20 protein-coding genes and 7 tRNA genes are annotated in these 20,154 nt (G+C 74.0%); 16 read left to right on the top strand and 11 right to left on the bottom strand.

From position 1 onward, the window contains the following. Positions 1-645: 645 nt before the first annotated feature. Both cobA and ACFWBW_RS26780 read left to right on the top strand, forming a co-directional pair. A complete protein-coding gene (cobA, locus tag ACFWBW_RS26785) occupies positions 646-1,866 on the top strand; it encodes a uroporphyrinogen-III C-methyltransferase (RefSeq protein WP_243334181.1) in 1,221 nt (406 codons plus the stop codon). 66 nt (positions 1,867-1,932) lie between these two features. After that, on the top strand, positions 1,933-2,745 hold the full coding sequence (locus ACFWBW_RS26780; protein ID WP_385377151.1) for a TrmH family RNA methyltransferase: 813 nt from the start codon (positions 1,933-1,935) through the stop codon (positions 2,743-2,745). Positions 2,746-2,785: 40 nt separating this feature from the next. Here ACFWBW_RS26780 and ACFWBW_RS26775 read toward each other — a convergent pair whose 3' ends face one another. Then, complete coding sequence (locus tag ACFWBW_RS26775; protein WP_385377148.1) at positions 2,786-4,048, bottom strand: protein kinase; 1,263 nt, start codon at positions 4,046-4,048, stop codon at positions 2,786-2,788. 554 nt (positions 4,049-4,602) lie between these two features. Here ACFWBW_RS26775 and ACFWBW_RS26770 point away from each other — a divergent pair. The 3 genes from ACFWBW_RS26770 to ACFWBW_RS26760 all read left to right on the top strand — a co-directional run bounded on the left by ACFWBW_RS26770 (position 4,603) and on the right by ACFWBW_RS26760 (position 6,747). Then, positions 4,603-4,788, top strand: coding sequence for a hypothetical protein (locus ACFWBW_RS26770; RefSeq protein WP_385377145.1), 186 nt, complete (start codon positions 4,603-4,605; stop codon positions 4,786-4,788). Between the two features lie 337 nt (positions 4,789-5,125). Beyond that, on the top strand, positions 5,126-6,361 hold the full coding sequence (locus tag ACFWBW_RS26765; RefSeq protein WP_385377142.1) for a phosphotransferase: 1,236 nt from the start codon (positions 5,126-5,128) through the stop codon (positions 6,359-6,361). 65 nt (positions 6,362-6,426) lie between these two features. After that, a complete protein-coding gene (locus ACFWBW_RS26760) occupies positions 6,427-6,747 on the top strand; it encodes a zf-TFIIB domain-containing protein (protein WP_385377139.1) in 321 nt (106 codons plus the stop codon). A gap of 60 nt (positions 6,748-6,807) precedes the next feature. Here the strand turns inward: ACFWBW_RS26760 and ACFWBW_RS26755 are convergent. The 5 genes from ACFWBW_RS26755 to ACFWBW_RS26735 form a co-directional block, all read right to left on the bottom strand. Continuing rightward, positions 6,808-6,882, bottom strand: a tRNA-Val gene (locus ACFWBW_RS26755). A gap of 54 nt (positions 6,883-6,936) precedes the next feature. Beyond that, positions 6,937-7,008, bottom strand: a tRNA-Val gene (locus ACFWBW_RS26750). 19 nt (positions 7,009-7,027) lie between these two features. Beyond that, a tRNA-Val gene (locus ACFWBW_RS26745) sits at positions 7,028-7,099 on the bottom strand. 1 nt (position 7,100) lies between these two features. Further along, positions 7,101-7,174: transfer RNA gene (locus ACFWBW_RS26740), tRNA-Cys, on the bottom strand. A gap of 45 nt (positions 7,175-7,219) precedes the next feature. After that, a tRNA-Gly gene (locus ACFWBW_RS26735) sits at positions 7,220-7,292 on the bottom strand. Between the two features lie 180 nt (positions 7,293-7,472). On the opposite strand from ACFWBW_RS26735, the gene ACFWBW_RS26730 reads away from it, so the two are divergent. From ACFWBW_RS26730 to ACFWBW_RS26720, 3 genes are read left to right on the top strand one after another with little or no spacing between them, the layout of a single operon-like run. Continuing rightward, positions 7,473-8,621 (top strand): chorismate-binding protein, encoded by a 1,149-nt coding sequence (locus ACFWBW_RS26730; RefSeq protein WP_385377137.1) that lies wholly within the window; start codon positions 7,473-7,475, stop codon positions 8,619-8,621. Further along, positions 8,618-9,445, top strand: a complete 828-nt coding sequence (locus ACFWBW_RS26725; RefSeq protein ID WP_385377134.1) for an aminotransferase class IV — start codon at positions 8,618-8,620, stop codon at positions 9,443-9,445. The genes ACFWBW_RS26730 and ACFWBW_RS26725 overlap by 4 nt, the downstream gene beginning before the upstream one ends. 57 nt (positions 9,446-9,502) lie before the next feature. Next, positions 9,503-10,327, top strand: coding sequence for a GNAT family N-acetyltransferase (locus tag ACFWBW_RS26720; protein WP_385377131.1), 825 nt, complete (start codon positions 9,503-9,505; stop codon positions 10,325-10,327). Positions 10,328-10,340: 13 nt separating this feature from the next. On the opposite strand, the gene ACFWBW_RS26715 is transcribed toward ACFWBW_RS26720, so the two are convergent. Beyond that, positions 10,341-10,841: a DsbA family protein gene (locus ACFWBW_RS26715; RefSeq protein WP_385377128.1), complete on the bottom strand. Its 501-nt coding sequence runs from the start codon at positions 10,839-10,841 to the stop codon at positions 10,341-10,343. A 200-nt stretch (positions 10,842-11,041) separates the two neighbouring features. Between ACFWBW_RS26715 and ACFWBW_RS26710 the strand changes: the two genes are divergently transcribed. Together ACFWBW_RS26710 and ACFWBW_RS26705 are read left to right on the top strand one after the other, a co-directional pair. Further along, positions 11,042-11,491: a hypothetical protein gene (locus ACFWBW_RS26710; RefSeq protein WP_385377125.1), complete on the top strand. Its 450-nt coding sequence runs from the start codon at positions 11,042-11,044 to the stop codon at positions 11,489-11,491. Between the two features lie 116 nt (positions 11,492-11,607). Beyond that, positions 11,608-11,781: a hypothetical protein gene (locus tag ACFWBW_RS26705; RefSeq protein ID WP_385377122.1), complete on the top strand. Its 174-nt coding sequence runs from the start codon at positions 11,608-11,610 to the stop codon at positions 11,779-11,781. Here ACFWBW_RS26705 and ACFWBW_RS26700 read toward each other — a convergent pair. Further along, on the bottom strand, positions 11,722-12,348 hold the full coding sequence (locus ACFWBW_RS26700; RefSeq protein WP_385377119.1) for a CGNR zinc finger domain-containing protein: 627 nt from the start codon (positions 12,346-12,348) through the stop codon (positions 11,722-11,724). The genes ACFWBW_RS26705 and ACFWBW_RS26700 overlap by 60 nt on opposite strands. A gap of 231 nt (positions 12,349-12,579) precedes the next feature. Beyond that, positions 12,580-12,993 (bottom strand): SsgA family sporulation/cell division regulator, encoded by a 414-nt coding sequence (locus ACFWBW_RS26695; protein ID WP_030011909.1) that lies wholly within the window; start codon positions 12,991-12,993, stop codon positions 12,580-12,582. A 177-nt stretch (positions 12,994-13,170) separates the two neighbouring features. Between ACFWBW_RS26695 and ACFWBW_RS26690 the strand changes: the two genes are divergently transcribed. Both ACFWBW_RS26690 and ACFWBW_RS26685 read left to right on the top strand, forming a co-directional pair. Continuing rightward, the gene (locus tag ACFWBW_RS26690) at positions 13,171-13,617 is read left to right on the top strand and encodes a TIGR02611 family protein (RefSeq protein ID WP_385377117.1); all 447 of its coding nucleotides are present in this window, start codon (positions 13,171-13,173) and stop codon (positions 13,615-13,617) included. A gap of 58 nt (positions 13,618-13,675) precedes the next feature. Continuing rightward, positions 13,676-13,747 (top strand) — tRNA-Val (locus ACFWBW_RS26685). An 83-nt stretch (positions 13,748-13,830) separates the two neighbouring features. Here the strand turns inward: ACFWBW_RS26685 and ACFWBW_RS26680 are convergent. Next, on the bottom strand, positions 13,831-16,332 hold the full coding sequence (locus ACFWBW_RS26680) for an SCO7613 C-terminal domain-containing membrane protein (RefSeq protein WP_385377114.1): 2,502 nt from the start codon (positions 16,330-16,332) through the stop codon (positions 13,831-13,833). Between the two features lie 114 nt (positions 16,333-16,446). Here ACFWBW_RS26680 and ACFWBW_RS26675 point away from each other — a divergent pair, with 114 nt between their 5' ends. Next, a complete protein-coding gene (locus ACFWBW_RS26675; RefSeq protein WP_385377111.1) occupies positions 16,447-16,971 on the top strand; it encodes an SRPBCC family protein in 525 nt (174 codons plus the stop codon). A gap of 38 nt (positions 16,972-17,009) precedes the next feature. Continuing rightward, positions 17,010-17,081, top strand: a tRNA-Val gene (locus ACFWBW_RS26670). Between the two features lie 90 nt (positions 17,082-17,171). Here ACFWBW_RS26670 and ACFWBW_RS26665 read toward each other — a convergent pair. Beyond that, positions 17,172-17,897: a 3'-5' exonuclease gene (locus tag ACFWBW_RS26665; protein WP_383955010.1), complete on the bottom strand. Its 726-nt coding sequence runs from the start codon at positions 17,895-17,897 to the stop codon at positions 17,172-17,174. Between the two features lie 256 nt (positions 17,898-18,153). Here ACFWBW_RS26665 and ACFWBW_RS26660 point away from each other — a divergent pair, with 256 nt between their 5' ends. Then, positions 18,154-18,744, top strand: coding sequence for a DUF4365 domain-containing protein (locus ACFWBW_RS26660; RefSeq protein WP_266876553.1), 591 nt, complete (start codon positions 18,154-18,156; stop codon positions 18,742-18,744). Beyond that, entirely contained in the window at positions 18,744-19,964 is a 1,221-nt protein-coding gene (locus ACFWBW_RS26655) for a hypothetical protein (RefSeq protein ID WP_385377107.1), read from the top strand. Before ACFWBW_RS26660 ends, ACFWBW_RS26655 begins: the two co-directional genes overlap by 1 nt. The last annotated feature ends 190 nt before the right edge of the window (positions 19,965-20,154 follow it).

Raw genomic sequence — 20,154 nt, 5'->3', positions numbered from 1 at the left:
GCCTTGTTTCGCGCCAACACATCACGTTTTACGTCCCGGACGACACCCCACCCCGTCCCCGTCACCGCCCCAGCCCCCGTCACCGTCCCCGGCAACGTCCCCGGCAGGTATCCAGCCCCTCCGGTACCCACCCCAGACCCTCCCGTACCAAATCCAGCCCCTCCGGTACCAGATCAGCCCCTCCGGCGTTTGAGGAGCGGGGGTCCGGGGGCGGAGCCCCCGAAGGGGTCCGGGGCGCAGCCCCGGTTTCGGGAAGGGGCGGGGTGGGGAATGCCCCGCAGGGCCCGGACGACCCCGTCGGCCTCCGCAGCCACTCCCGGCAGGAGCCGCGTCGGCCCACGCAGCCACACCTGGCAGGAGCCCTGTCGGCCGGGGCAGTCCCCTGGCAGGAGCCCTGTAGGCCGACGTAGCCCCCGGCGGGAGCCGCGTCGGAGCAGGCCCGGCCGGGTGATCATGGGCGGGAGCCCCGTGGCCTGGGGCGGAGCCGGGGGCACCGCCCGGCCCGGCCAGCCGCCCCCGAGGCGACCACCGCGCAGGCGGGTCGTATCGTGGACCCCGGACGGGCCACCGCACGTCACCGTCCGATCAGCCGCTCCAGCGACGCAGCGGCCCGCCGTCACCGCCGCATCAGGAGCCGCAACCGCCATGGGACACCCGGCACACCCCGCCTACCCCGTCGGACTCCGCCTCACGGGCCGCCGCGTCGTCGTGATCGGCGGTGGCCAGGTCGCCCAGCGTCGGCTGCCCGCGCTCATCGCCGCCGGCGCCGACATCGTTCTGATCTCGCCCTCCGCCACCCCCTCCGTGGACGCCATGGCGGAGACGGGCGAGATCCGCTGGGAGCGCCGCCGCTACGAGGACGGCGACCTGGCCGGCGCCTGGTACGCCCTGGTCGCCACCCGGGACCGTGCCGCCAACGACACCGCCTCCGCCGAAGCCGAGCGCGAGCGGATCTGGTGCGTCCGCGCCGACGACGCCGAGGCCGCGAGCGCCTGGACCCCGGCCACCGGCCGGGTGGAGGGCGTCACCGTCGCCGTGCTGAGCGGCAACGACCCCCGCCGCTCCGCAGCCGTCCGCGACGCGGTCGTCGAGGGGCTGCGGGACGGCTCCCTGACCGCCGCCCGCCCGCACACCCCCGGCGTGTCCCTGGTCGGCGGCGGCCCCGGAGACCCGGACCTGATCACGGTCCGCGGCCGGCGCCTGCTCGCCGAGGCCGACGTGGTCATCGCCGACCGGCTGGGCCCCCGCGACCTCCTCGACGAGCTCCCGCCGCACGTCGAGGTCATCGACGCCGCGAAGATCCCGTACGGCCGTTTCATGGCCCAGGAAGCCATCAACGACGCCCTCATCACGCACGCCAAGGCCGGCAAGGCCGTGGTGCGGCTCAAGGGCGGGGACCCGTACGTCTTCGGACGCGGCATGGAGGAGCTCCAGGCCCTCGCCGAGGCGGGCATCCCCTGCACCGTCGTGCCCGGCATCTCCAGCTCCATCTCAGTGCCCGGCGCCGCCGGCATCCCGGTCACCCACCGGGGCGTGGCCCACGAGTTCACCGTGGTCAGCGGCCACGTCGGCCCCGACGACCCGCGCTCCCTGGTGGACTGGGCCTCGCTGGCCAAGCTCACCGGCACCCTCGTCATCCTCATGGGCGTCGACAAGATCGGCCTGATCGCCGAGGCGCTGGTGCGCCACGGCCGCCCCGCCGACACCGCGGTCGCCGTCATCCAGGAGGGCACCACCGCCTCCCAGCGCCGCGTGGACGCCACCCTGGCGACCGTCGGCGAGACCGTGAAGGCCCAGGAGGTGCGGCCGCCCGCCGTCATCGTGATCGGCGACGTGGTGAAGGTCCACCGGCCCGCGGCCGAGTGACACTCCGCAATCCCGCAACCCCGCAGAGCCGTTGGCACCGCACCCAGGACAAGGCAGTATCACCCTGTGGCTGATCTCATCACCGTCGAGGACCCCGACGACCCGCGCCTGCGCGACTACACGGGCCTGACCGACGTAGAACTCCGGCGCAGGCGCGAGCCCGCGGAAGGTCTCTTCATCGCCGAAGGCGAGAAGGTGATCAGACGCGCCAAGGACGCCGGGTACGAGATGCGCTCGATGCTGCTGTCCGCCAAGTGGGTCGACGTCATGCGCGACGTCATCGACGAGCTCCCGGCCCCGGTCTACGCCGTCAGCCCGGAGCTCGCCGAGCGCGTCACCGGCTACCACGTGCACCGTGGCGCCCTCGCCTCCATGCAGCGCAAGCCGCTGCCCACGGCCGAGGAGCTGCTCGCCAGCACCCGGCGCGTGGTCATCATGGAAGCGGTCAACGACCACACCAACATCGGCGCCATCTTCCGCAGCGCGGCCGCCCTCGGCATGGACGCGGTACTGCTCTCGCCCGACTGCGCGGACCCGCTGTACCGGCGCTCCGTGAAGGTCTCCATGGGCGCGGTGTTCTCCGTCCCGTACGCCCGGCTGGAGTCCTGGCCCAAGGGCCTGGACTCGGTGCGCGAGGCAGGCTTCAAGCTGCTCGCCCTCACCCCGCACCAGAAGGCCTCGCCGATCGACGTGGCGGCTCCCGGGGACCTGGAGCGGGTAGCGCTGATGCTCGGTGCGGAGGGCGACGGGCTGTCGACGCAGGCGCTGGTCGCGGCCGACGAGTGGGTACGGATCCCGATGGCGCACGGGGTGGACTCGCTGAACGTGGGCGCGGCCGCGGCCGTCGCCTTCTACGCGGTGGCCGGCGGCCGCCCGTAAACCCGCAGGGGGACCGGAAGCTCCCGGCCGGAGCTTCCGGCTAGAGCTTCTGGGCCAGCGCGATGCCCAGTGCCACGAGCAGCGTCACCACGACGAAGACGATCAGGCGCTGGCGCATCAGCTTGGGGTCCGGCCGCGACGGCCGCCGCCCCGTGCCCGTCGTACGGGGAGCCGGGCGGCCGCCCGTACGCCCGGCGGTGGAGCCGGGGCCCCGCGAGCCGGTGCCCCGAGAGCCGGTGCCCCGGGCCGAGGAGGGCCGCGAGTCCGGCCCGCCGCGCGGTCCCTGACCCTTGGCCGGCGCCTTCCCCTGGCCCGCTCCGGTTCCCGTGCCCGGACGTCCCGGCAGGGGAGTACCGGCCGTGCGGCGCTCCGTGCGCTGTTCGGCGTACCCCGCGCTGTCCTCGACGTAGCCCTCGGGCAGGCGCCCGGTCGGCCGCTCGGTCCGTACCCGCTGCGCCGGCGGGCGGCTGTCGCCCATGCCGTGCGCCTCGCGGGCCGCGATCTCCTTGAGCCGCATCGACAACTGGAGCGTGGTCGGCCGCTCGTCGGGATCCTTCGCCAGGCAGGCCCGTACGAGGGGCGCGAGCGCGTCCGGAACACCCTGGAGGTGGGGCTCCTCGTGCACCACGCGGTAGAGCATGACCTCGGAACTGCCGTGCCCGAAGGGCGAGTCGGCGGTGGCCGCGTAGGCGAGGGTGGCGCCGAGGGAGAAGACGTCCGTGGCAGGGGTGACGGCGGCGCCGCGCACCTGCTCGGGCGCCAGAAAGCCGGGGGAGCCGACGGCCGTTCCCACGTGGGTGAGGGTGCTGGCGCCGGTGGCCCAGGCGATGCCGAAGTCGATGATGCGGGGGCCCTTGGGCGACAGCAGGATGTTCGAGGGCTTGAGGTCGCGGTGGACCACCCCGGCCTCGTGTACGGCGACCAGTCCCTCGGAGAGCGCGGCGCCGATGGCGGCGATGGCGGCGGCCGTCAGGGGGCCTTCCTCGGCCACCTTGTCGTGCAGGGAGGGGCCGGGCACGTACTGCGTGGCGAACCAGGGGCGCTCCGCCTCCAGGTCCGCGGCCACCAGGCGCGCGGTGCACCCGCCGCGGATCCGCCGGGCGGCGGAGACCTCGCGTGCGAAGCGCGAGCGGAACTCCTGGTCCTCGGCGAGGTCCGGGCGGATCACCTTGAGCGCGACGCGCTGTCCGCGCCGGTCGGAGCCCAGATAGACGACGCCCATGCCGCCGGCGCCGAGGCGCCGGTGCAGCCTGAACGAGCCGACGACACGCGGGTCCTCGCGCCGGAGCCGCATCATCGCCATGTCCACCCCGCTGACCGGTCGTCCTGTTGACGTGGCACAGCTTACGGACCATCCGGCATGCGCGCTCAGAGGCCGCGCCCTCGCCGGGGGATTCGATTGTCAGTACGGGGCAGTCCACTTGGGGAATCACCGGACCACCGGTAGGACGCATGTGCGGAGCGGGGTGCCCCGGTCAAGCCGGGCCGGGGTCAAGGGAATTGGGGTTCGGGGAGGAGCGGTGGGGGAGTGGAGGCCGCGGGGGCGGCCGGGCCCGGCCGGTTGATCTTGGGAGTGCCTGGTCGGCGGCCGGACGTGTGCGGTGAGTGACGGAAGTGAGCGAAGTCACCACGCTCCGGTCATCCCCTCCGGGAAGACCCTCAGAGCGGGGGACCGGTCTCCACCCAGGGGAGTACACCGGAGGCGGACTCCTCATCCTCCTGGAGGCCAGGCAATGGGTACGAAGGCATGAGGCCAGGAGCCTTCCCCGCACCTAGTGTTGAAGACAAGCGGCGGGTGGAGAGCACTCGTCCCCCGAGGTCATAAACCCGCCGCTGCCAAACGACAGGGAGAGGACCATGGCGGACATCGCACGGCAGGGACGCAAGGCATTCGCGTTCAACGGCCATGAGTCCGGTCGTCGCCATCCACTGGTGGCCGCGGCCATGGTGCTCCCCCTGGCCGCCGTCCTGCTCTTCCTCTTCGGAGGCTTCGACCAGGTGGTGGCACAGGCGTCGTCCGTAAGCGTGATGCTGGGGCGCTGAGCGGCGCCCCGGGCCCAGGAGAGCGGCCTGGGCCGGGACTGTCACCGGCCGAACCCCGTGGGGACGGGGGAGCGGTCGACGGACGGCAGGTGAAGGGTGCTGCGCGTACGGCTGGGGAGCCGGACGCGCAGCACCCTTTTTCATGCCTGCGCACGCCCCCTTCGACGCGCCCCTCGCGCCCCTCGCGCCGCTCGGCGCCGGCGCGCTTCCCGGGCCTCCGGGCCGCTGCGCCGGACTCCGTCCGGCGATGGCCGGTGGGTGGTGCCCGGACGGCGGCGCCACGACTGCCGCCCGGCCCCGTGCTGCGTACTCTCGACCCGAGGAGCACCCGCCCGGGGTGCACAAGCACGGGGAGAGCCGAGGCGTGGTTCCGCTGGAGCGAGTGAGCGCGGCCGAGCTCGCCGCGTACGCGGGCGCGGCGGAGTACGTACTCCTCGCGGACCGCGACGACGGCACCGTGGTCCGCTGCGGGGACGTCGTGGCCAAGGCGCACGCGGGCGACAGCGATCCCGACGCCCTGGCGGTACGGATCCGCGTGGCCGGGAACCCCGCGCTGGCCGGAGTGCTGCTGCCCCCGCTGCGTACCGGGCTCGGCCTGGTCGGATCCCGGCCCGTCTCCCTGTGGCCCTACGGCGCTCCGGTCGCTCCGGACCGTCCCGAGGAGGCCCCCTGGGAGCCGGCCGCCGAGCTGCTGGCCGCCCTGCACCGGACCCCGCTCCACCACCTGCCGTACCCGCTCCCCCCGATGCGCGGCCCGGCGAAACTCGCCCGCGCCCTCCGCCGCCTCGACGCGGCGCACCCGCCCGCGGTGCCGGTCGCCGCGCCGCGCTCGGTGTCGGGACGCTCCGGGCCCGCGGGCCCGGAGGCCGGCGACCCGGGCGGCGCGCCACGGGGGCGCCCGGCCGGGGGACACCCCGCCGACCAGGGTCAGGGCCGTGACCACGGCTCCAGTGGCAGGGCGACCCGGGCCGAGGTGGCTGTGGCCCTCCCCGTCGCACCGTCCGCCGGCCGAGGCCGCCGCGCCGTCGTGTCCATCCCGGCCGGGCAGGCCCTCCAGGCCGGGACGGCAGGCGCGGACGCCGACGCCGCGGAGCTGGCGCGGCTCGTACGGGTCGCCGCGGCCACGCTCCCCGGGTGGGCCCGGGGGGAAGGGCCGGCGCCGTCCGGCGGGGCGCTCTGCCACGGCGACCTGCACCTCGGGCAGCTGGTCCGGAGCCCGGCAGGGGGATGGCGGCTGATCGACGTGGACGACCTGGGACTCGGTACGCCGGCCTGGGACCTCGCCCGGCCCGCGGCCTGGTACGCCGCCGGACTGCTGGACGCGCAGACCTGGCTGCGCTTCCTCGACGCCTACCGCGGCGCCGGCGGCCCCGCGGCCGGTGCGCCCGGCAGCGACCCCTGGCCGGAACTCGACCTCGCCGCCCGGGCGCTCACCGTACAGACGGCCGCGCTGGCCCTCGCCAAGGCGGCCCGCGAGCGGCGCCGACTCGACGACATGGAGCGGCTGATGGTGGAAGCCTGTGCCCGAATTGCCTCCCTCCCGCCCGACTTGGAGCCGAAGGCTCCGTCGTAGGGTGAGCAGCACGCCACCGGGTACGCATCCGGTGTCGACGCGAACGGCGAGGAGTTGATCCGGTCATGCAGTGTCCGAAGTGTCACGCGATGATGCACACGTACAACCGCAACGGTGTCCAGATAGAGCAGTGCAGCGGTTGCCGCGGCATCTTCCTCGACTACGGAGAGCTCGAGGCGCTGACCCGTCTGGAGTCCCAGTACACCCAGCAGTACGGCCAGGTCCCGCCCCCGGCCGCCCCGCCGGCCCCGGCCCCCGCCGCGTACCCGCAGCAGCACGCCGCCCCCGCGCCCGCTTGGGGCGCCCCGCAGCACGGCGGCCACGGCCACGGTCACGGCCACGGCCACCGCAAGGGCGGCTTCGGCCGGATGCTCTTCTCCTCCTGAGCCGTAGGGCCACACACGCGAAAGCCCCGGCCGTGTGAACGGCCGGGGCTTCCGGACAACTGGTGCGCGATACTGGGATTGAACCAGTGACCTCTTCCGTGTCAGGGAAGCGCTCTCCCGCTGAGCTAATCGCGCGGGGCCACATGCGCGGTGCGAGCACCGCAGGTGGCAGGTGTGAATCATACTGCGTGCGCGATACTGGGATTGAACCAGTGACCTCTTCCGTGTCAGGGAAGCGCTCTCCCGCTGAGCTAATCGCGCGGGGATCCTTGCGGACCAGTGGACGATACTGGGATTGAACCAGTGACCTCTTCCGTGTCAGGGAAGCGCTCTCCCGCTGAGCTAATCGTCCTTGGAGGTGGAGACGGGATTTGAACCCGTGTAGACGGCTTTGCAGGCCGTTGCCTCGCCTCTCGGCCACTCCACCATGGAGCAAGCAGGGGGTCCTCGGGAAGATGATCCCCCACCTTTGAGCGGACGACGAGACTCGAACTCGCGACATCCACCTTGGCAAGGTGGTGCTCTACCAACTGAGCTACGTCCGCAGGTCACCGTGTTCGCTCCGGGGTTTTCCCCCTTCGCTCCCTGGCGACGTGTTGAACTCTAGCGGATTCCCGGGCCAGCTCAAAAACGCGTTTCCGCAGCGTGCTGCCGCCCGATCACCGCCGGTCACCCGGCAGACGCCTCATCGGCGCCCGGGCGTCACCGGTCATAGACTCGCAGCCGTGCACGACCTGCCTCCCCTCGCCCGCTTCGGCGGCCTTCTCGCGACCGATCTTCGAGATGTCACCAGCGATCCTGGTGCCCTCGACTCCACCGGCTTCTGGGCGGTGACGGCCGATTTCGAAGGCCGTCTCGTCTGCGCGCGCTTCGGGGACATACGCCCCGACCCGGTGCCGGTCCCCGTCCCCGGGGCCTGGCGCGGCCCCGATGCCGACGAGTGGACCTCTTCACTCGACCGCGCCGCGTACACCGCCGGCGTACGCCGCATCCGCGAGCACATCGAGGCGGGGGAGGTCTACCAGGCCAACCTCTGCCGCGTGATGTCCGCGCCGCTTCCCGATCCGGCGGGCGCCGATGTCGACGCCTTGACGGCGCTGCTCGCGCGCGGCAACCCGGCCCCGTATGCAGGAACGATTCGGCTGCCGGCCCACGGCGTCGAGATCGCCACCGCGTCCCCCGAGCTCTACCTGCGCCGCAGCGGCCGCCGCGTCGAGTCCGGTCCGATCAAGGGCACCGGCCGCACCGCCGCCGATCTGCTGCCCAAGGACCACGCCGAGAACGTGATGATCGTGGACCTCGTACGCAACGACCTCGGCCGGGTCTGCGCCACCGGCACCGTGACCGTCCCCGAACTGTGTGCGCTCGAAGAGCACCCGGGCCTCGTCCACCTCGTGTCCACCGTCGCCGGGGAACTCGCCGACGGCGCCGGATGGCCCGAGCTGTTCGCCGCGACCTTCCCGCCCGGCTCCGTCACCGGAGCCCCCAAATCCTCGGCCCTGCGGATCATCGAGGCCCTGGAGACCGCCCCGCGCGGCCCCTACTGCGGGGGCATCGGCTGGGTCGACGCCGACCGGGGCACGGCCGAGCTCGCCGTCGGCATCCGGACCTTCTGGATCGACCGCACGGCGCCCGGCGGCCCCCGGCTGCTCTTCGGAACCGGCGCCGGGATCACCTGGGGTTCCGACCCCGACCGCGAGTGGGCGGAGACCGAGCTGAAGGCCGCACGGCTGCTGCGGGTAGCGTCGGGAGTGATCGAAGCGAACGCGACCGGTGAGACCGGTGCGACCGGTGCCACCGGCGCGGGCGGGGCGATCGGCTCGATCGGCACGATCGACGCACAGACGGACGAAAGCGGGAGGACCGTACGGTGAGGATCTGGCTCGACGGAGCACTGCGGGACGCGGACGAAGCGAAGGTGTCCGTGTTCGACCACGGCCTCACCGTCGGCGACGGGGTCTTCGAGACGCTCAAGGCGGAGCGCGGGACGACCTTCGCACTCACCCGGCACCTGGAGCGGCTGACCCGCTCGGCCCGCGGCCTCGGCCTGCCGGACCCCGACCTGGACGAGGTGCGCCGCGCCTGCGCCGCCGTGCTGGAGGCCAACGCACTGCCGCTCGGCCGGCTGCGGGTCACCTACACCGGGGGCGTCTCCCCGCTCGGCTCCGACCGCGGCGAGGCGGGCCCCACGCTGATCGTCGCCCTCGCCGGGGCCACCCGCCGCCCCGACACCACCGCCGTGGTCACCGTGCCGTGGGTGCGCAACGAGCGCTCCGCCGTGGCCGGCCTGAAGACCACCTCGTACGCCGAGAACGTGGTCGCGCTCGCCGCCGCCCACCGGGCGGGCGCCTCCGAGGCCCTCTTCGCCAACACCGTCGGGCGGCTCTGCGAGGGCACCGGCTCCAATGTGTTCGTCGTCCTCGACGGGCAGTTGCACACCCCGCCGGTGGCCTCCGGCTGCCTCGCCGGCATCACCCGGGCCCTCGTCGCCGAATGGTGCGGGGCCAAGGAGACCGACCTGCCCTTCGAAGCGCTGGAGCAGGCGGAGGAGGTCTTCCTGACCTCCTCCCTGCGCGACGTCCAGGCCGTCGTACGGATCGACGGGCGCGAGCTGGGCTCCGGCCCCGGGCCCGTCACCGCCGAGGCCATGCGGATCTTCGACGCCCGCTCCGCCGAGGACACCGACCCCCGCTCCTGACCGGGACCGGCCGTATTTTGCTGTCCATCGGGCCGCAGGGCGGGTAGAACTCGATTGATGACCACCACCCTGCGGCCGAGCGGGCCGCTTCAGCAGAGCACCGGCGGGGCGCGCTCGCGCCCGTACGAGATCCGCGTCAACAGCAGGCGCGTCGGCGCCCTGCTGCTCGCCGCCGACACCCCCTTCGGGCCGACGGTCGCCGAGATCCGCGAACTCGCCGTCGAGGAGCCCGACCGCCGGCGCGGCCGCGCCACGGTCGCCGCGCTCGCCGCCGAGGAAGTACTGCGCGGCTGGGGCTGCCGGCGGGTCCGCGTGTCGGTCCCGGCCGGGTCGGCGGGCGGCCTGCGCCTGGCCGCCGCCCTCGGGTACGCCGAGTACAGCCGCAACATGGCCAAGGAACTCCCGGCCGAGCCGCCCGCCCTCTCCGAGGGGGTCGCGGGCCGCCCGATGACGGAGGCCGAGTTCGAGGCCTGGCTCGCGGCGGCCCGGGAGGAGTACGCGCAGAACTGGATCAGCCGCGGCATGTCGGCCGCCGCCGCGCACACGAAGTCGGAGAACGACCACGCGGCCATGCTGCCCCTGGGCCTGGCGACCCCGGGCATCAGCATCTCCGTACTGGAGGCGGCCGGCGTCCCCGTCGGCACCGTATGGGTCGCGCCGAACCGCGGGGATTCGTACGTCTACGACGTCGCGGTCGCCGAGGAACACCGGGGCCGTGGCCACGGCCGGGACCTGATGCTCCTCGCGGAGCGCACCGCCCTGGCCGCCGGTCACCGGGTGCTCGCGCTGCACGTCTTCAGCGACAACGTCCCGGCCGTGCGGCTCTACGAGTCCCTCGGCTACCGGGCGACCGACGTCAACTACGCCAAGGACCTGATCTAGGCCGTCTCTGCATCTAGGCCGTCTCTGCGAGCAGACGGTCGGCGATCTCCTCGATGCGCTCGCGCAGGCCGTCCTGGCTCTTGCCGCCGTCGAGGCGCTCTCCGCCGATCACGTACGTCGGGGTGCCGGTCACGCCGATCGCCTTGCCCTCGGCCTGGTCGGCGTCCACGATCAGGATGTGCCGGCCGTCGATCAGGGCGGTGTCGAACTCCTCGGCGTCCAGACCCAGTTCGCGCGCGATTTCAACGAGTACCGGCTCGCCGGCCTTGCCGAGCTCCGCGGTCCGGGCCAGTACGGCCTCCACGTACGGCCAGCCCTGGCCCTGCTCGGCGGCCTCCTCCGCTGCCTGCGCGGCGGCGAAGGCGTGCTTGTGCTTCTCCAGCGGGAAGTGGCGCAGCCGGATGTCCAGCCGGTCGCCGTAGCGGGCCCGCAGGGCGCGCACGTCGTCCAGAGCGCTGTGGCAGTCCGGGCACTGAAGTTCGCACCAGACGTCGAGGATCACGGAATCGGTCATGCGGACAGTCTCCCAGCCCGCCGGGACGAGCACGGACCGGGACCTCGGGAGGAGACGGGACCCGGAGATGTCCCGGAGATCCGCCCGCCGGGGGCTCCGGCCGTGGCCAGGGCGAGGGTCGCCGGTGCAGGATGGATGGGGACAGAACGCCCGGCCCGCCGGCCGGGTACGACCGACCGATCCGCCCTTGGAGGCCCCGCATGCTCGCCGAGACCATTTGCTCCGCGGTGTCCGCGGCGGGCCTGGGCATCGCCGCGCTGACCGCCTACCGCAAGCGATTCCTCGCGGCCACGCGGATCGCGGCGTACTCGCTGGTGCCCGTCGGCCTGGTGATGACCGGCGTCGTTGCCTGGGCGACCGGAATCGTCTTCAAGCCGACCGTCTGGGCCGGGTTCGCCGTGCTGGGACTGGCCTGGCTGCTCTTCACGACCACCCGCGCGATAGAGCGGCGCGGAGCGGGCGCGGGGGAGGGCGAGGGGAAGCAGAAGAGGCCCAAGGCCGCCAAGGGCCGCCCGGCCCAGGAGGCCGTCGCACCGGCCGCTTCCGCACCCTCGCTGGGTGACGGCGCCCGCCCGCGGCCGACGCCGGCCGCAGCCCCCGCCGAGGACTTCTCCGACATCGAGGCGATCCTCAAGAAGCACGGCATATGACGTCGGGGCGATCTGGTACGGGAACCGCCTGATCTGACGGGATCCGGTGAACTCGTGCGTTCCGTCTGGCGTGTTGAGCGGCGCGCGCGGGTTCGCTGGGCCATCATCGCCCCGACATGCTCGACACATCATCGGGTGAGCCGGCCGTTCCCGCGCCGGCCACCGTCCCCGTCGCCGAGGAGCCGAGAGGCTGCCTCTTCGCGCTCTCCCAGCCACCCCTGATGATCTTCCTAGGCGTGATCGGCGTCCTGCTGCTGGTCGCCGCCGTGCACGATCTCTTCCTGCTCTGAGCCCGGCTCCGTGCCCAGCTCCGATTTGCGCCGGGCCCGGTACGCCGCCACGTGCAGCCGGTTCCCGCAGGTACGGCTGTCGCAGTAGCGCCGGGAGCGGTTGCGGGACAGGTCGACGAAGGCCCGCCGGCAGTCCGGGGCCTCGCAGCGGCGCAGCCGCTCCTGCTCGCCCGAGACCACGATGAAGGCCAGCGCCATGCCGCCGTCGGCCGCCAGGTGGTCGCCCACCGAGGCGCCCGGGGCGAAGTAGTGCACGTGCCAGTCGTAGCCGTCGTGGTTGGTCAGCTGCGGGGTGGTCCCGGCCGTCGCGACCAGCTCGTTGATCAGTACGGAGGCCACGCGGGAGTTCGGCGCCGCGAAGACCTGGGCGAATTTGCCGCGCACGGCGCGCACGCCGGCGAGGTCGCGGGCGCTGAGCTCGCCGACGTCGCTGATCGCGTACTCGTGGACGAACTCGCGCAGCGCGTTCACGTCCGCCAGCGCGTCGGGCTGCTCCGTCTCGGCAGAGGTGTTCACCAGCGCGACGACGACGTCGAGCGCGCGACGGGTGTCGTGGGGGATCTGCACGGGGTCTCCCTGAAGGGCCGGGCCTGCGATGACGGTCTGCTGCCGCCGCCGCTGGCCGACTCTAGCGGGTCGCCCCCAAAGCGCACCGGCGCCGTCCGCGCGGATGGCTCCCGCGTGAACAGCGCCGGCACTTCCGTATGTGGTTGTCCGCCGTGCACCGTCGCCCCGAGTCGGACGGTGTCGTGCGGCCCCCGGACTCAGCCGGGGGAGGGTTCCCTCTGTGGGCCTGGCTCAGGATTCGGCCAGGATGTGGGAGAGCTCCTTGTCGAGGTCGAAGTGCCGGTGTTCGGTTCCTGGTGGAACCGCGGCGTCCGTCCGCTTGAGGAACGACTCCAGTGCTCGGGCGGGTGCTTCGAGCAGCGCTTCTCCCTCCGGTGAGCTCAGGGCGATGCAGACGACTCCCTGACCGTGACTGCGGGACGGCCAGACACGGACGTCGCCGGTACCGGTGGGCCGGTGAAGGCCCTCGGCGAGGAGGTCGCGGGCGAATACCCATTCGACCGTCTCCTCCGCGCCGGTGTGGAAGGTGGCGTGCACGGCGTAGGGATCGGCCGTGTCATACCGCAGGCCCGCGGGAACAGGCAGTGAGGACTCGCTCGACACAACGAGGCGCAGGTGCAGCTCGCAGCTGACCGTGGTGTTCATAAGCGCCAGGGCCTTTCGCTCAGTGTGCGCTCGGGGATTCGCACGTCGGCGAAATCGACATGCCACCTACGGTGCCGTTGTAAACCCCTCTGACCGTTTTGCGGACCTCTGGGTCCCTCGGACGGCGGATCCAAACGACCATTCACGTGTGCTGGGACCTCCGGTAGATTCGACTCCATGAACACGGGGAGTGACCGCGAGACCAACGAGTCCGCCAACGAGTCCGCCGCTGCCGAAGGGGAGCCGAAGGTCTTCCATGTCTCCAAGGCGCCGGACTTCATCAAGGCCCGCCGGGGCCTGCACCTGAGCTGGCAGGTCGGCGTCTTCGTCGTCGGCCTCGCCGTCGTCGGCGCCGGCGTCGCCATGCTGGTGCTGCCCGGCCCGGGCTGGGTGGCGATCTTCGCGGGCCTCGCGATCTGGGCCACCGAATTCGCCTGGGCCCACTTCGCGCTGCGCTGGACCAAGCGCAAGGTCAGCGAAGCCACGCAGAAGGCCCTGGACCCGAAGGTCCGCCGCCGCAACATCATCCTGACCAGCGTCGGGCTCGCGATCGCGGGCGTCCTGATCGGCTTCTACCTGTGGAAGTACGGGCTCGTCCTGCCGTGGAACCTCAAGGACCAGTGAGCCCGCCCGCCCATGGCGGAGAGCACCGCTGACATGCGGTAATGTTTGCGGTGCGTCCGGGCGATTAGCTCAGTGGGAGAGCACTTCGTTCACACCGAAGGGGTCACTGGTTCGAACCCAGTATCGCCCACCCGGACCAGAGGCCCGGAGACTTTCACAGTCTCCGGGCCTCTGGCGTTTTCACCCGTCCGGCCCCGGTTCCGGGCCCCCGGGTTACCTCAGTCGGCCGATGGCGTCGCGCAGTCGGCGGGCGTCGCGCAGCCGCTTCTCGTAGGTGGCCCCCACCACCAGCAGCAGCACCCCCGCCAGGGCCGGCGGCAGCCAGCGCGGCAGGGCGTCCACCACCTGGACCACGTACGGGGTCAGCTCGTGCAGGGCCACCGCCGCCAGCGTCGCCCCGCCCAGCAGCAGCGGGGCCCGGAGCCGGCCGCGGGCACCGGCCAGGGTCACCGCGAGCGCGGCCGTCCCCAGCAGCAGCGGCCGCAGCCAGTGCGGATCGCCCCACACCGCGAGGGTGCTCGGCAGCAGGGTCGCCGCCAGACCCGGGCCGTACGCCGTCCAGGACCCGGTCAGCGGGTCACGGCGCCGCCGCAGGAACCCCACGGCCAGCGCCGCCGCCGTCACCGGCAGGGTGTACGCCTCGGGCATCGTCACCTCCGAAGCCGCGAGCCGTACCCAGGTCGCGGCCAGGAACAGCGCGCCGGCCGGCCAGCCCGCCGCCGACCGGCGCTCGGGCCGCACCGCCGCCGCCGCGCACACCACCCCGGCCAGCGCCAGGACCAGTGCGAGCACCGGAGCGTCCCCGGTGGCCAGAGCCACCGCGAGGAGGCCGGAAGCGGCCGCCGCGGCCTCCGCCGGGACCCGTACGGGGCCCAGCCGCGGCCCGAGCGCCGCCACCGCCGCCGGGACCAGCAGCACGGGCGGCGCCCACCAGGCCACCGGCCGCTCCAGCAGTGCGCCCAGGGCCACCGCGAGCAGTGCCGCGTACCCGACGGCGAGCGCCGCCGCCCCCTCGCGGGCCCACGCCGGAGCGGGCCGGTACGCCGCCCCCGCCGCGCAGGCGGCCCCCAGCACGCCGAGCACCCCGAAGGTGGCCAGTCGCCCGTCCAGGGCCGCCACGGACACGCTCAGGGCCCCCGCCAGCGCGCAGGCACCCGCGGCCATCCCCGCGAAGCCGCGCGGGGCGCCCGCCGCGGTCCCGGAGCCCGCGGGGACGCCGCCGCCGGCGGGCGCGGTCCCGGAGCCCGCCTGGGTGCCGTCCGCCGCCGTGGCGGCCTTCGCGGAGGCGACCGCCACCGCCGTGGACCGCAGCGCGAGCAGTCCCGCCGCCAGCGTCACCGCGACCTGGGCCGCGAAGACCGCCCCCGGGGCCGGGTCCAGCACCACGGGCGCCGTGAACAGCGCCGCCCAGCCCAGGACCACCGCGGCCACCCCCGGCTCCCGGCGCCCCGGGAGCACCCGGACCAGCCACCACGCGGCCCCGGCGGTCAGCAGCAGCGCCACCAGCGGAGCGAGCCCCGGGCCGTTCCCGGCCGCCGCGGCGGGAGTCGCGGCCGGCGTCGTCACCGACCAGACCTCCTCCAGCACCCGAAGCCGGCCCACCAGCACCGTCGCCACCCAGGCCAGGGCGGTGACCGCCTCCAGGACGGCCACCCCCGCACCGGCCAGGGCGAGGCCGCGCCGGACCGGCTCCGGGAGCGCGGAGACCCGTAGCGCCCCCAGCAGGGCCAGGGCCACGACCAGGTACCCGACCGCGGCCCAGGGCGGACGCAGCTCCGGCGCCGCCAGGCCGCCCAGGGCGGCCACCACCGCGAGGGCGCCCGCCGTCGCGAACGCCACCGCCATCCGGGAGGTGCGCCACGCCACCGCCAGCGCCAGCACGGCGACAGCCGCCAGCAGCGCCGACGGGGCCAGGGCCGCGCCGGCCGACTCCGCCCCTACCGAATCCGCCAGACCCGTCAGCAGCGCCGCCCCGGCCATCACCGAGCCCGCCACGCCCGCCCAGGAGGACCAGCGCCCCGGACGGACCAGCGCGAGCCCCGCGTCCAGGGCCGCCGTCGCCAGCAGCGCCCAGCCCAGCTCCGGACCCGTCGCCCCGCCGGCCAGCGCCGCCAGCGGCAACGGGAGCTGCGCCGTCAGCAGCGCCGCCGGCAAGGGGGCCCGCAGCGCCCGCGCGGCGGGCATCCAGCCGTACGCGGCCCAGCCCGCGGCCAGTACCGCGGCCGCGCCCGCCGCGTACGCCGTGCCGTCCACCTCCGGCATGCCGACGGCGTACAGCGCGTACGCGTCCAGCACCGTCAGCAGCAGGCCGACGGCGGCCACCGCCTCGGCGGTCGAGCGCAGCCCCCGGCGCAGCAGCGCCACCGGCGCGCCCAGCGCCACCACCGTCACCACGGTGAGCACCGCGCTGCGCCCGGCGATCCCGAGGGAGCCCCAGCTGACCAGCGTGAACGCCAGCGCCGCGACGGCCAGCAGCACCGCGCCCAGGACCAGCAGCACGTTCTGCGCACTCGGGGCCGAGGCCTCCGTGGCCTGCGCGGCCTGCGGCGTCTGCGCGGACGCCTTCGGCCGGGCCTGCGAACCCCACGCATGGGGGGCCTGGGCGGCCAGCAGCCATGCCCGGCGCGTGAGCAGGAAGTGGCGCCGGGCGTCGAGTTGGATCAGTTCGCGGTCGATGAGCACGAGCTCCTCGGCCGGCGGCAGGGGGTTGTCCATGGTTCGGAGTGTGGCGCCCGTCACCCCGTCAGGACATGGGTGCGCGTACTCATCTCCTGGTGAGTTCCTGCTGAGTACCGGGTGTGCGCCACCGCCGCGCGCAAGACTGGGGACATGGACCCAAGCAGCCGAAGCGGCGCGCCGGGCAGCAGCCGCGCCGCTCCCGCCAACCCCGGTGGCCGGTGGACCCGTTACCGCTTCCGCAGCGTGTGGGACCTCGACGCGGCACCTGCCCGCGTCTACGCCGCCCTGGAACGCCCCGAGTCCTATCCCCTGTGGTGGCCCCAGATCCGGGCCGTCGCCCCCGCCGGAGACGGGAGCAGCGGCACCGCCCTCATCCGCTCCGCCCTCCCGTACACCCTGCGCGTGGGCGTGGCCGAACTCCTGCGGGACCCCGTGCGCGGGATCCTGGAGGTCGCCCTGCTCGGCGATCTGGAGGGCTGGGCGCGCTGGACCGTACGACCGCGGTCCGGCGGCACACGGGCCCTGTACGAGCAGGAGGTCGAGGTGCGCCGCCCCCTCATGCGGGTGCTCGCCTTCCCAGGGCGGCCGGTGTTCCGGCTCAACCACACCCTGATGATGCGGGCCGGGCGGCGCGGACTCGCCGCACATCTGGCGGCCGAGCCGGAAGCGGTTTGAACCAGCCCCGGGCCTTCTGTATTGTTCACACCGTTCCCGGGCGATTAGCTCAGCGGGAGAGCACTTCGTTCACACCGAAGGGGTCACTGGTTCGATCCCAGTATCGCCCACCGGGACAGGCCGGTCCGTCTTATGACGGACCGGCCTTCCGCATGTACGGGCCCCTCCGTGCCATGTACGGGGCCCCTCCGTGCGGGTCCTCACGCCGCCGCGGGCAGCTCCGGCCGCAGCGGCCAGTGCGGATCCACCGACTCCGGAGTGCCCTGCCGGGCGAACCACGCCTGGAGCCCCCGCGCCTGCGCCGCGTGCCACACCTGCTGGAGCGTGTGCAGCTCCGCCGGCGACAGCCGCTCCAGCCGGCCCGCGAACCGGCGCCCCACGGCCCGTACGAGCTCCAGGGACGCCAGCGCGTCCGCGCCCGCGTCATGGGCCCCCTCCAGCTCTATCCCGTAGTGCGCGCACAGATCCGTCAGCGTCCGGCGCCCCTTGCGGTAGCGGTCCAGATGCTTGTCCAGCACCCGCGGATCCAGCACCGTCAGCGGTCGGTTGTCCAGGTACCGGGACAGTGAGGACGCCCGGTGCCGGCGCAACTCCCGGTCCAGCAGCGTCAGGTCGAACGGCGCGTTCATCACCACCACCGGCCTCCCCGCCACCTGCTGCTCCCCGAGCGCGCGGGCTATCTCCTCCACCACCGGCGCGGGCCACCGCCCGTTGCGCTGGAGGTGCTCATCGGTCAGACCGTGCACTTCCGTGGCCCCCGGAGGTACCGGGATGCCGGGATTGACCAGCCAGCGCGTCGAGCGGATCCGGCCGCCCGCGCACTCCTGCACGATGAGCGCGGCGGACACGATCCGGTCCCGTTCCACGTCCACCCCGGTCGTCTCCGTGTCGAATGCGGCCAGCGGGCCCTCATACCAGCGTGTCATGGCGAACTCCTCGTCACCCGTCGGCAGATGGCCCCTCCCGGGCACCGCGCCCCAGGCCCCGCCACCCTTGCCCGAAACGGTGATACCCGGGCTCTTTGCCCCGTACGCCGTTTGCGGGCCGCCGACTGCGGAGACAACTCAACTGGGGGACCGCACACATGACCGGTCGTCAACCCCGACACCCTGACACGTACCTGACGCGGCCCGGCACGGCCGCGTGCGAACGGGACAGCCCGGAAGGCATGGGGAGCCGGCCATGGCGCTCGCGCAGCCCGAACCGGGCGGGGTGCTCGCGGGGCAGATCGATCCGCGGACCGACCCGCGGAGCGGACCGCTGCGCGGCACGCTCGCCACCACCGCCTGCATGGAGACCCTCCAGGTGGGATACCTGCACGCCGTCGTCGCCGCGGCGGGCTGCTCGCTGTCCCAGCCCTTTCCCGACAACGGCATCGACTGGCACGTCAGCCACGGCGCCCCCGAGCACGTCATCGACGACGAGGTGACCATCAAGGTCCAGCTCAAGGCGACCTACCAGATACCGCCCAGACCGGCCGGGCCCACCTTCGGCTTCACCCTCGACAACGAGCACCTGGTGAAGCTGGCCCGCAGCCCGGTCGCCGTGCACAAGATCCTCGTCGTGATGCTCGTCCCGCGGGAACGCGACCAATGGCTGAGCGCCGGACACGACCGGCTCGACCTGCGGCACTGCTGCTACTGGACCAATCTCGCCGGACACCCCGTGACCGGCCGGCGCCGGACCACCGTACGGATCCCGACCACGCGGATCTTCGACGACCGGGCGCTCTGCGAGATCATGACCCGGGTCGGGTCGGGAGGGACACCCTGATGAACTGGCAGTCACCGCACCTGGAGCCGCTCTCCCCACAGGAGTTCGCCGCGGGCGCCCCCGATCCCGCGCAGATCGACCCGCTCGTGCTCGGCGCGCTGCTGCACCGGCACGGCTGGCTGCGCCGCGGCGGCGCCGCCGGACGGTACGGGCGCTGGACGCCGCCCGCCCCGCACGCCACGGGCAGCGGCGGCACCAGCCTCCTCGTCCCCGAGAGCCGGGCCTTCCCCGACTGCGCGGACCTGCTCGAAGAGGCGCTCACCGCGCTCTCGCGCAGCGCACTGCCGTCGGCGCGCGAGGTGCTGTACGGGCTCAGCGTGCCGAGCGACGAGATCCGCTGGGACCGCGAGATCCCGCGAGGGGCGTACGGGCTCCACGGCGAGGCCGACTGGACGGTCCAGGAACAGCTCCGCTCGGCCGCCCGGCAGCTGCTCCTCGCCGGGGCCCTGGCCGACCGGGCGCGGGCCGGGTACTACGGAGCCCGGCACCGGGGCCAGGCGGAGCGGGCGCTGGAGGGGGTCCTGGTGGGGCCGGCCCCGGGCGGGCGGCGGCTGACCGCGTACGTCCCCGTCGACGGGGGCCGGGGCATCGTGACCCGGCTGCACCACGCGCTGCACGCCGCCCGCGAGGCCGTGGACTACCGGCGGGCCACCGGCGGCATGGAAGCCTTCGACGCGGCGGTCGAGGCCGGAGTCAGCCGGGAACTGGCCGAGGCGCTCATCTCGCTGGTCCACGGCTCGGAGGGAGCCAGGGTGGCCCTCGCGTGGGCCCCGGCGGCGGGGGTCCCGGCGGGATGCGCCGCCCGGCCGGAGCCGGTGGAGTTCTCGCCCGGCGACCTCCCGGTGCTCCGCGAGGCGGCCGCGCGCTACACGCGGGACGAGCCGGCGGTACCGGTCCGGGTGGCGGGCGCGGTGGTCCGGATGCGCCGCTCGGCCCCCGGCGGCGGGGGCACGGTTCGGCTGCGGGTCCTCGCCGGGGCGGAGATCCCGTACGTCCGGGTGGCGCTCGACGAGGAGTCGTACCGGGTGGCGGGCCACGCACACCTGGTCGGACTGCCGATCCGGGTCAGCGGCCGCCTGCAGCGCCGGGGCGGCTTCCGCCGCCTGACGGACGCCGCGGATGTCCGTCCGGTCCCGCTGGACGAGGTCGAGCGGGACCGGCTGATGAAGTCCCTGGACGAGTCCCTCGACGCGGGGGACGCCCTGCCGTCGGACGACTGACGCGTCGGCGCCCCCGGAACGCTGCGCGGAGTTGTCCCCTACCCGCCCTTCCGCCGTTCCCCGGGCTCTGCCCGGACCCGGTCCTCAAACGCCGGACGGGCTGGATGTGCCGCTGCGCGGCCCCGGGGAACGGGCGAAGGGCGGGTGGGGGACTCCGACCCGCAGGCCCGGTCAGGCCGTGTCCGCAAGG

It is taken from the genome of Streptomyces sp. NPDC059957 (assembly GCF_042730015.1).
Taxonomy (GTDB): domain Bacteria; phylum Actinomycetota; class Actinomycetes; order Streptomycetales; family Streptomycetaceae; genus Streptomyces.
Note: the sequence above shows the minus strand (reverse complement) of the source record. Positions and strands in the feature narration are given on the sequence as shown.

Bases quoted from the DNA above. Each gene is read 5' to 3' on its own strand.
- ACFWBW_RS26720 (WP_385377131.1), top strand. From the start codon at position 9,503: ATGACCACCACCCTGCGGCCGAGCGGGCCGCTTCAGCAGAGCACCGGC.
- ACFWBW_RS26760 (WP_385377139.1), top strand. From the start codon at position 6,427: ATGCAGTGTCCGAAGTGTCACGCGATGATGCACACGTACAACCGCAAC.
- ACFWBW_RS26665 (WP_383955010.1), bottom strand. From the start codon at position 17,897: ATGACACGCTGGTATGAGGGCCCGCTGGCCGCATTCGACACGGAGACG.
- cobA (WP_243334181.1), top strand. From the start codon at position 646: ATGGGACACCCGGCACACCCCGCCTACCCCGTCGGACTCCGCCTCACG.
- ACFWBW_RS26775 (WP_385377148.1), bottom strand. From the start codon at position 4,048: ATGGCGATGATGCGGCTCCGGCGCGAGGACCCGCGTGTCGTCGGCTCG.
- ACFWBW_RS26770 (WP_385377145.1), top strand. From the start codon at position 4,603: ATGGCGGACATCGCACGGCAGGGACGCAAGGCATTCGCGTTCAACGGC.
- ACFWBW_RS26660 (WP_266876553.1), top strand. From the start codon at position 18,154: ATGGCGCTCGCGCAGCCCGAACCGGGCGGGGTGCTCGCGGGGCAGATC.
- ACFWBW_RS26675 (WP_385377111.1), top strand. From the start codon at position 16,447: ATGGACCCAAGCAGCCGAAGCGGCGCGCCGGGCAGCAGCCGCGCCGCT.
- ACFWBW_RS26690 (WP_385377117.1), top strand. From the start codon at position 13,171: ATGAACACGGGGAGTGACCGCGAGACCAACGAGTCCGCCAACGAGTCC.
- ACFWBW_RS26715 (WP_385377128.1), bottom strand. From the start codon at position 10,841: ATGACCGATTCCGTGATCCTCGACGTCTGGTGCGAACTTCAGTGCCCG.
- ACFWBW_RS26710 (WP_385377125.1), top strand. From the start codon at position 11,042: ATGCTCGCCGAGACCATTTGCTCCGCGGTGTCCGCGGCGGGCCTGGGC.
- ACFWBW_RS26695 (WP_030011909.1), bottom strand. From the start codon at position 12,993: ATGAACACCACGGTCAGCTGCGAGCTGCACCTGCGCCTCGTTGTGTCG.
- ACFWBW_RS26705 (WP_385377122.1), top strand. From the start codon at position 11,608: ATGCTCGACACATCATCGGGTGAGCCGGCCGTTCCCGCGCCGGCCACC.
- ACFWBW_RS26680 (WP_385377114.1), bottom strand. From the start codon at position 16,332: ATGGACAACCCCCTGCCGCCGGCCGAGGAGCTCGTGCTCATCGACCGC.
- ACFWBW_RS26655 (WP_385377107.1), top strand. From the start codon at position 18,744: ATGAACTGGCAGTCACCGCACCTGGAGCCGCTCTCCCCACAGGAGTTC.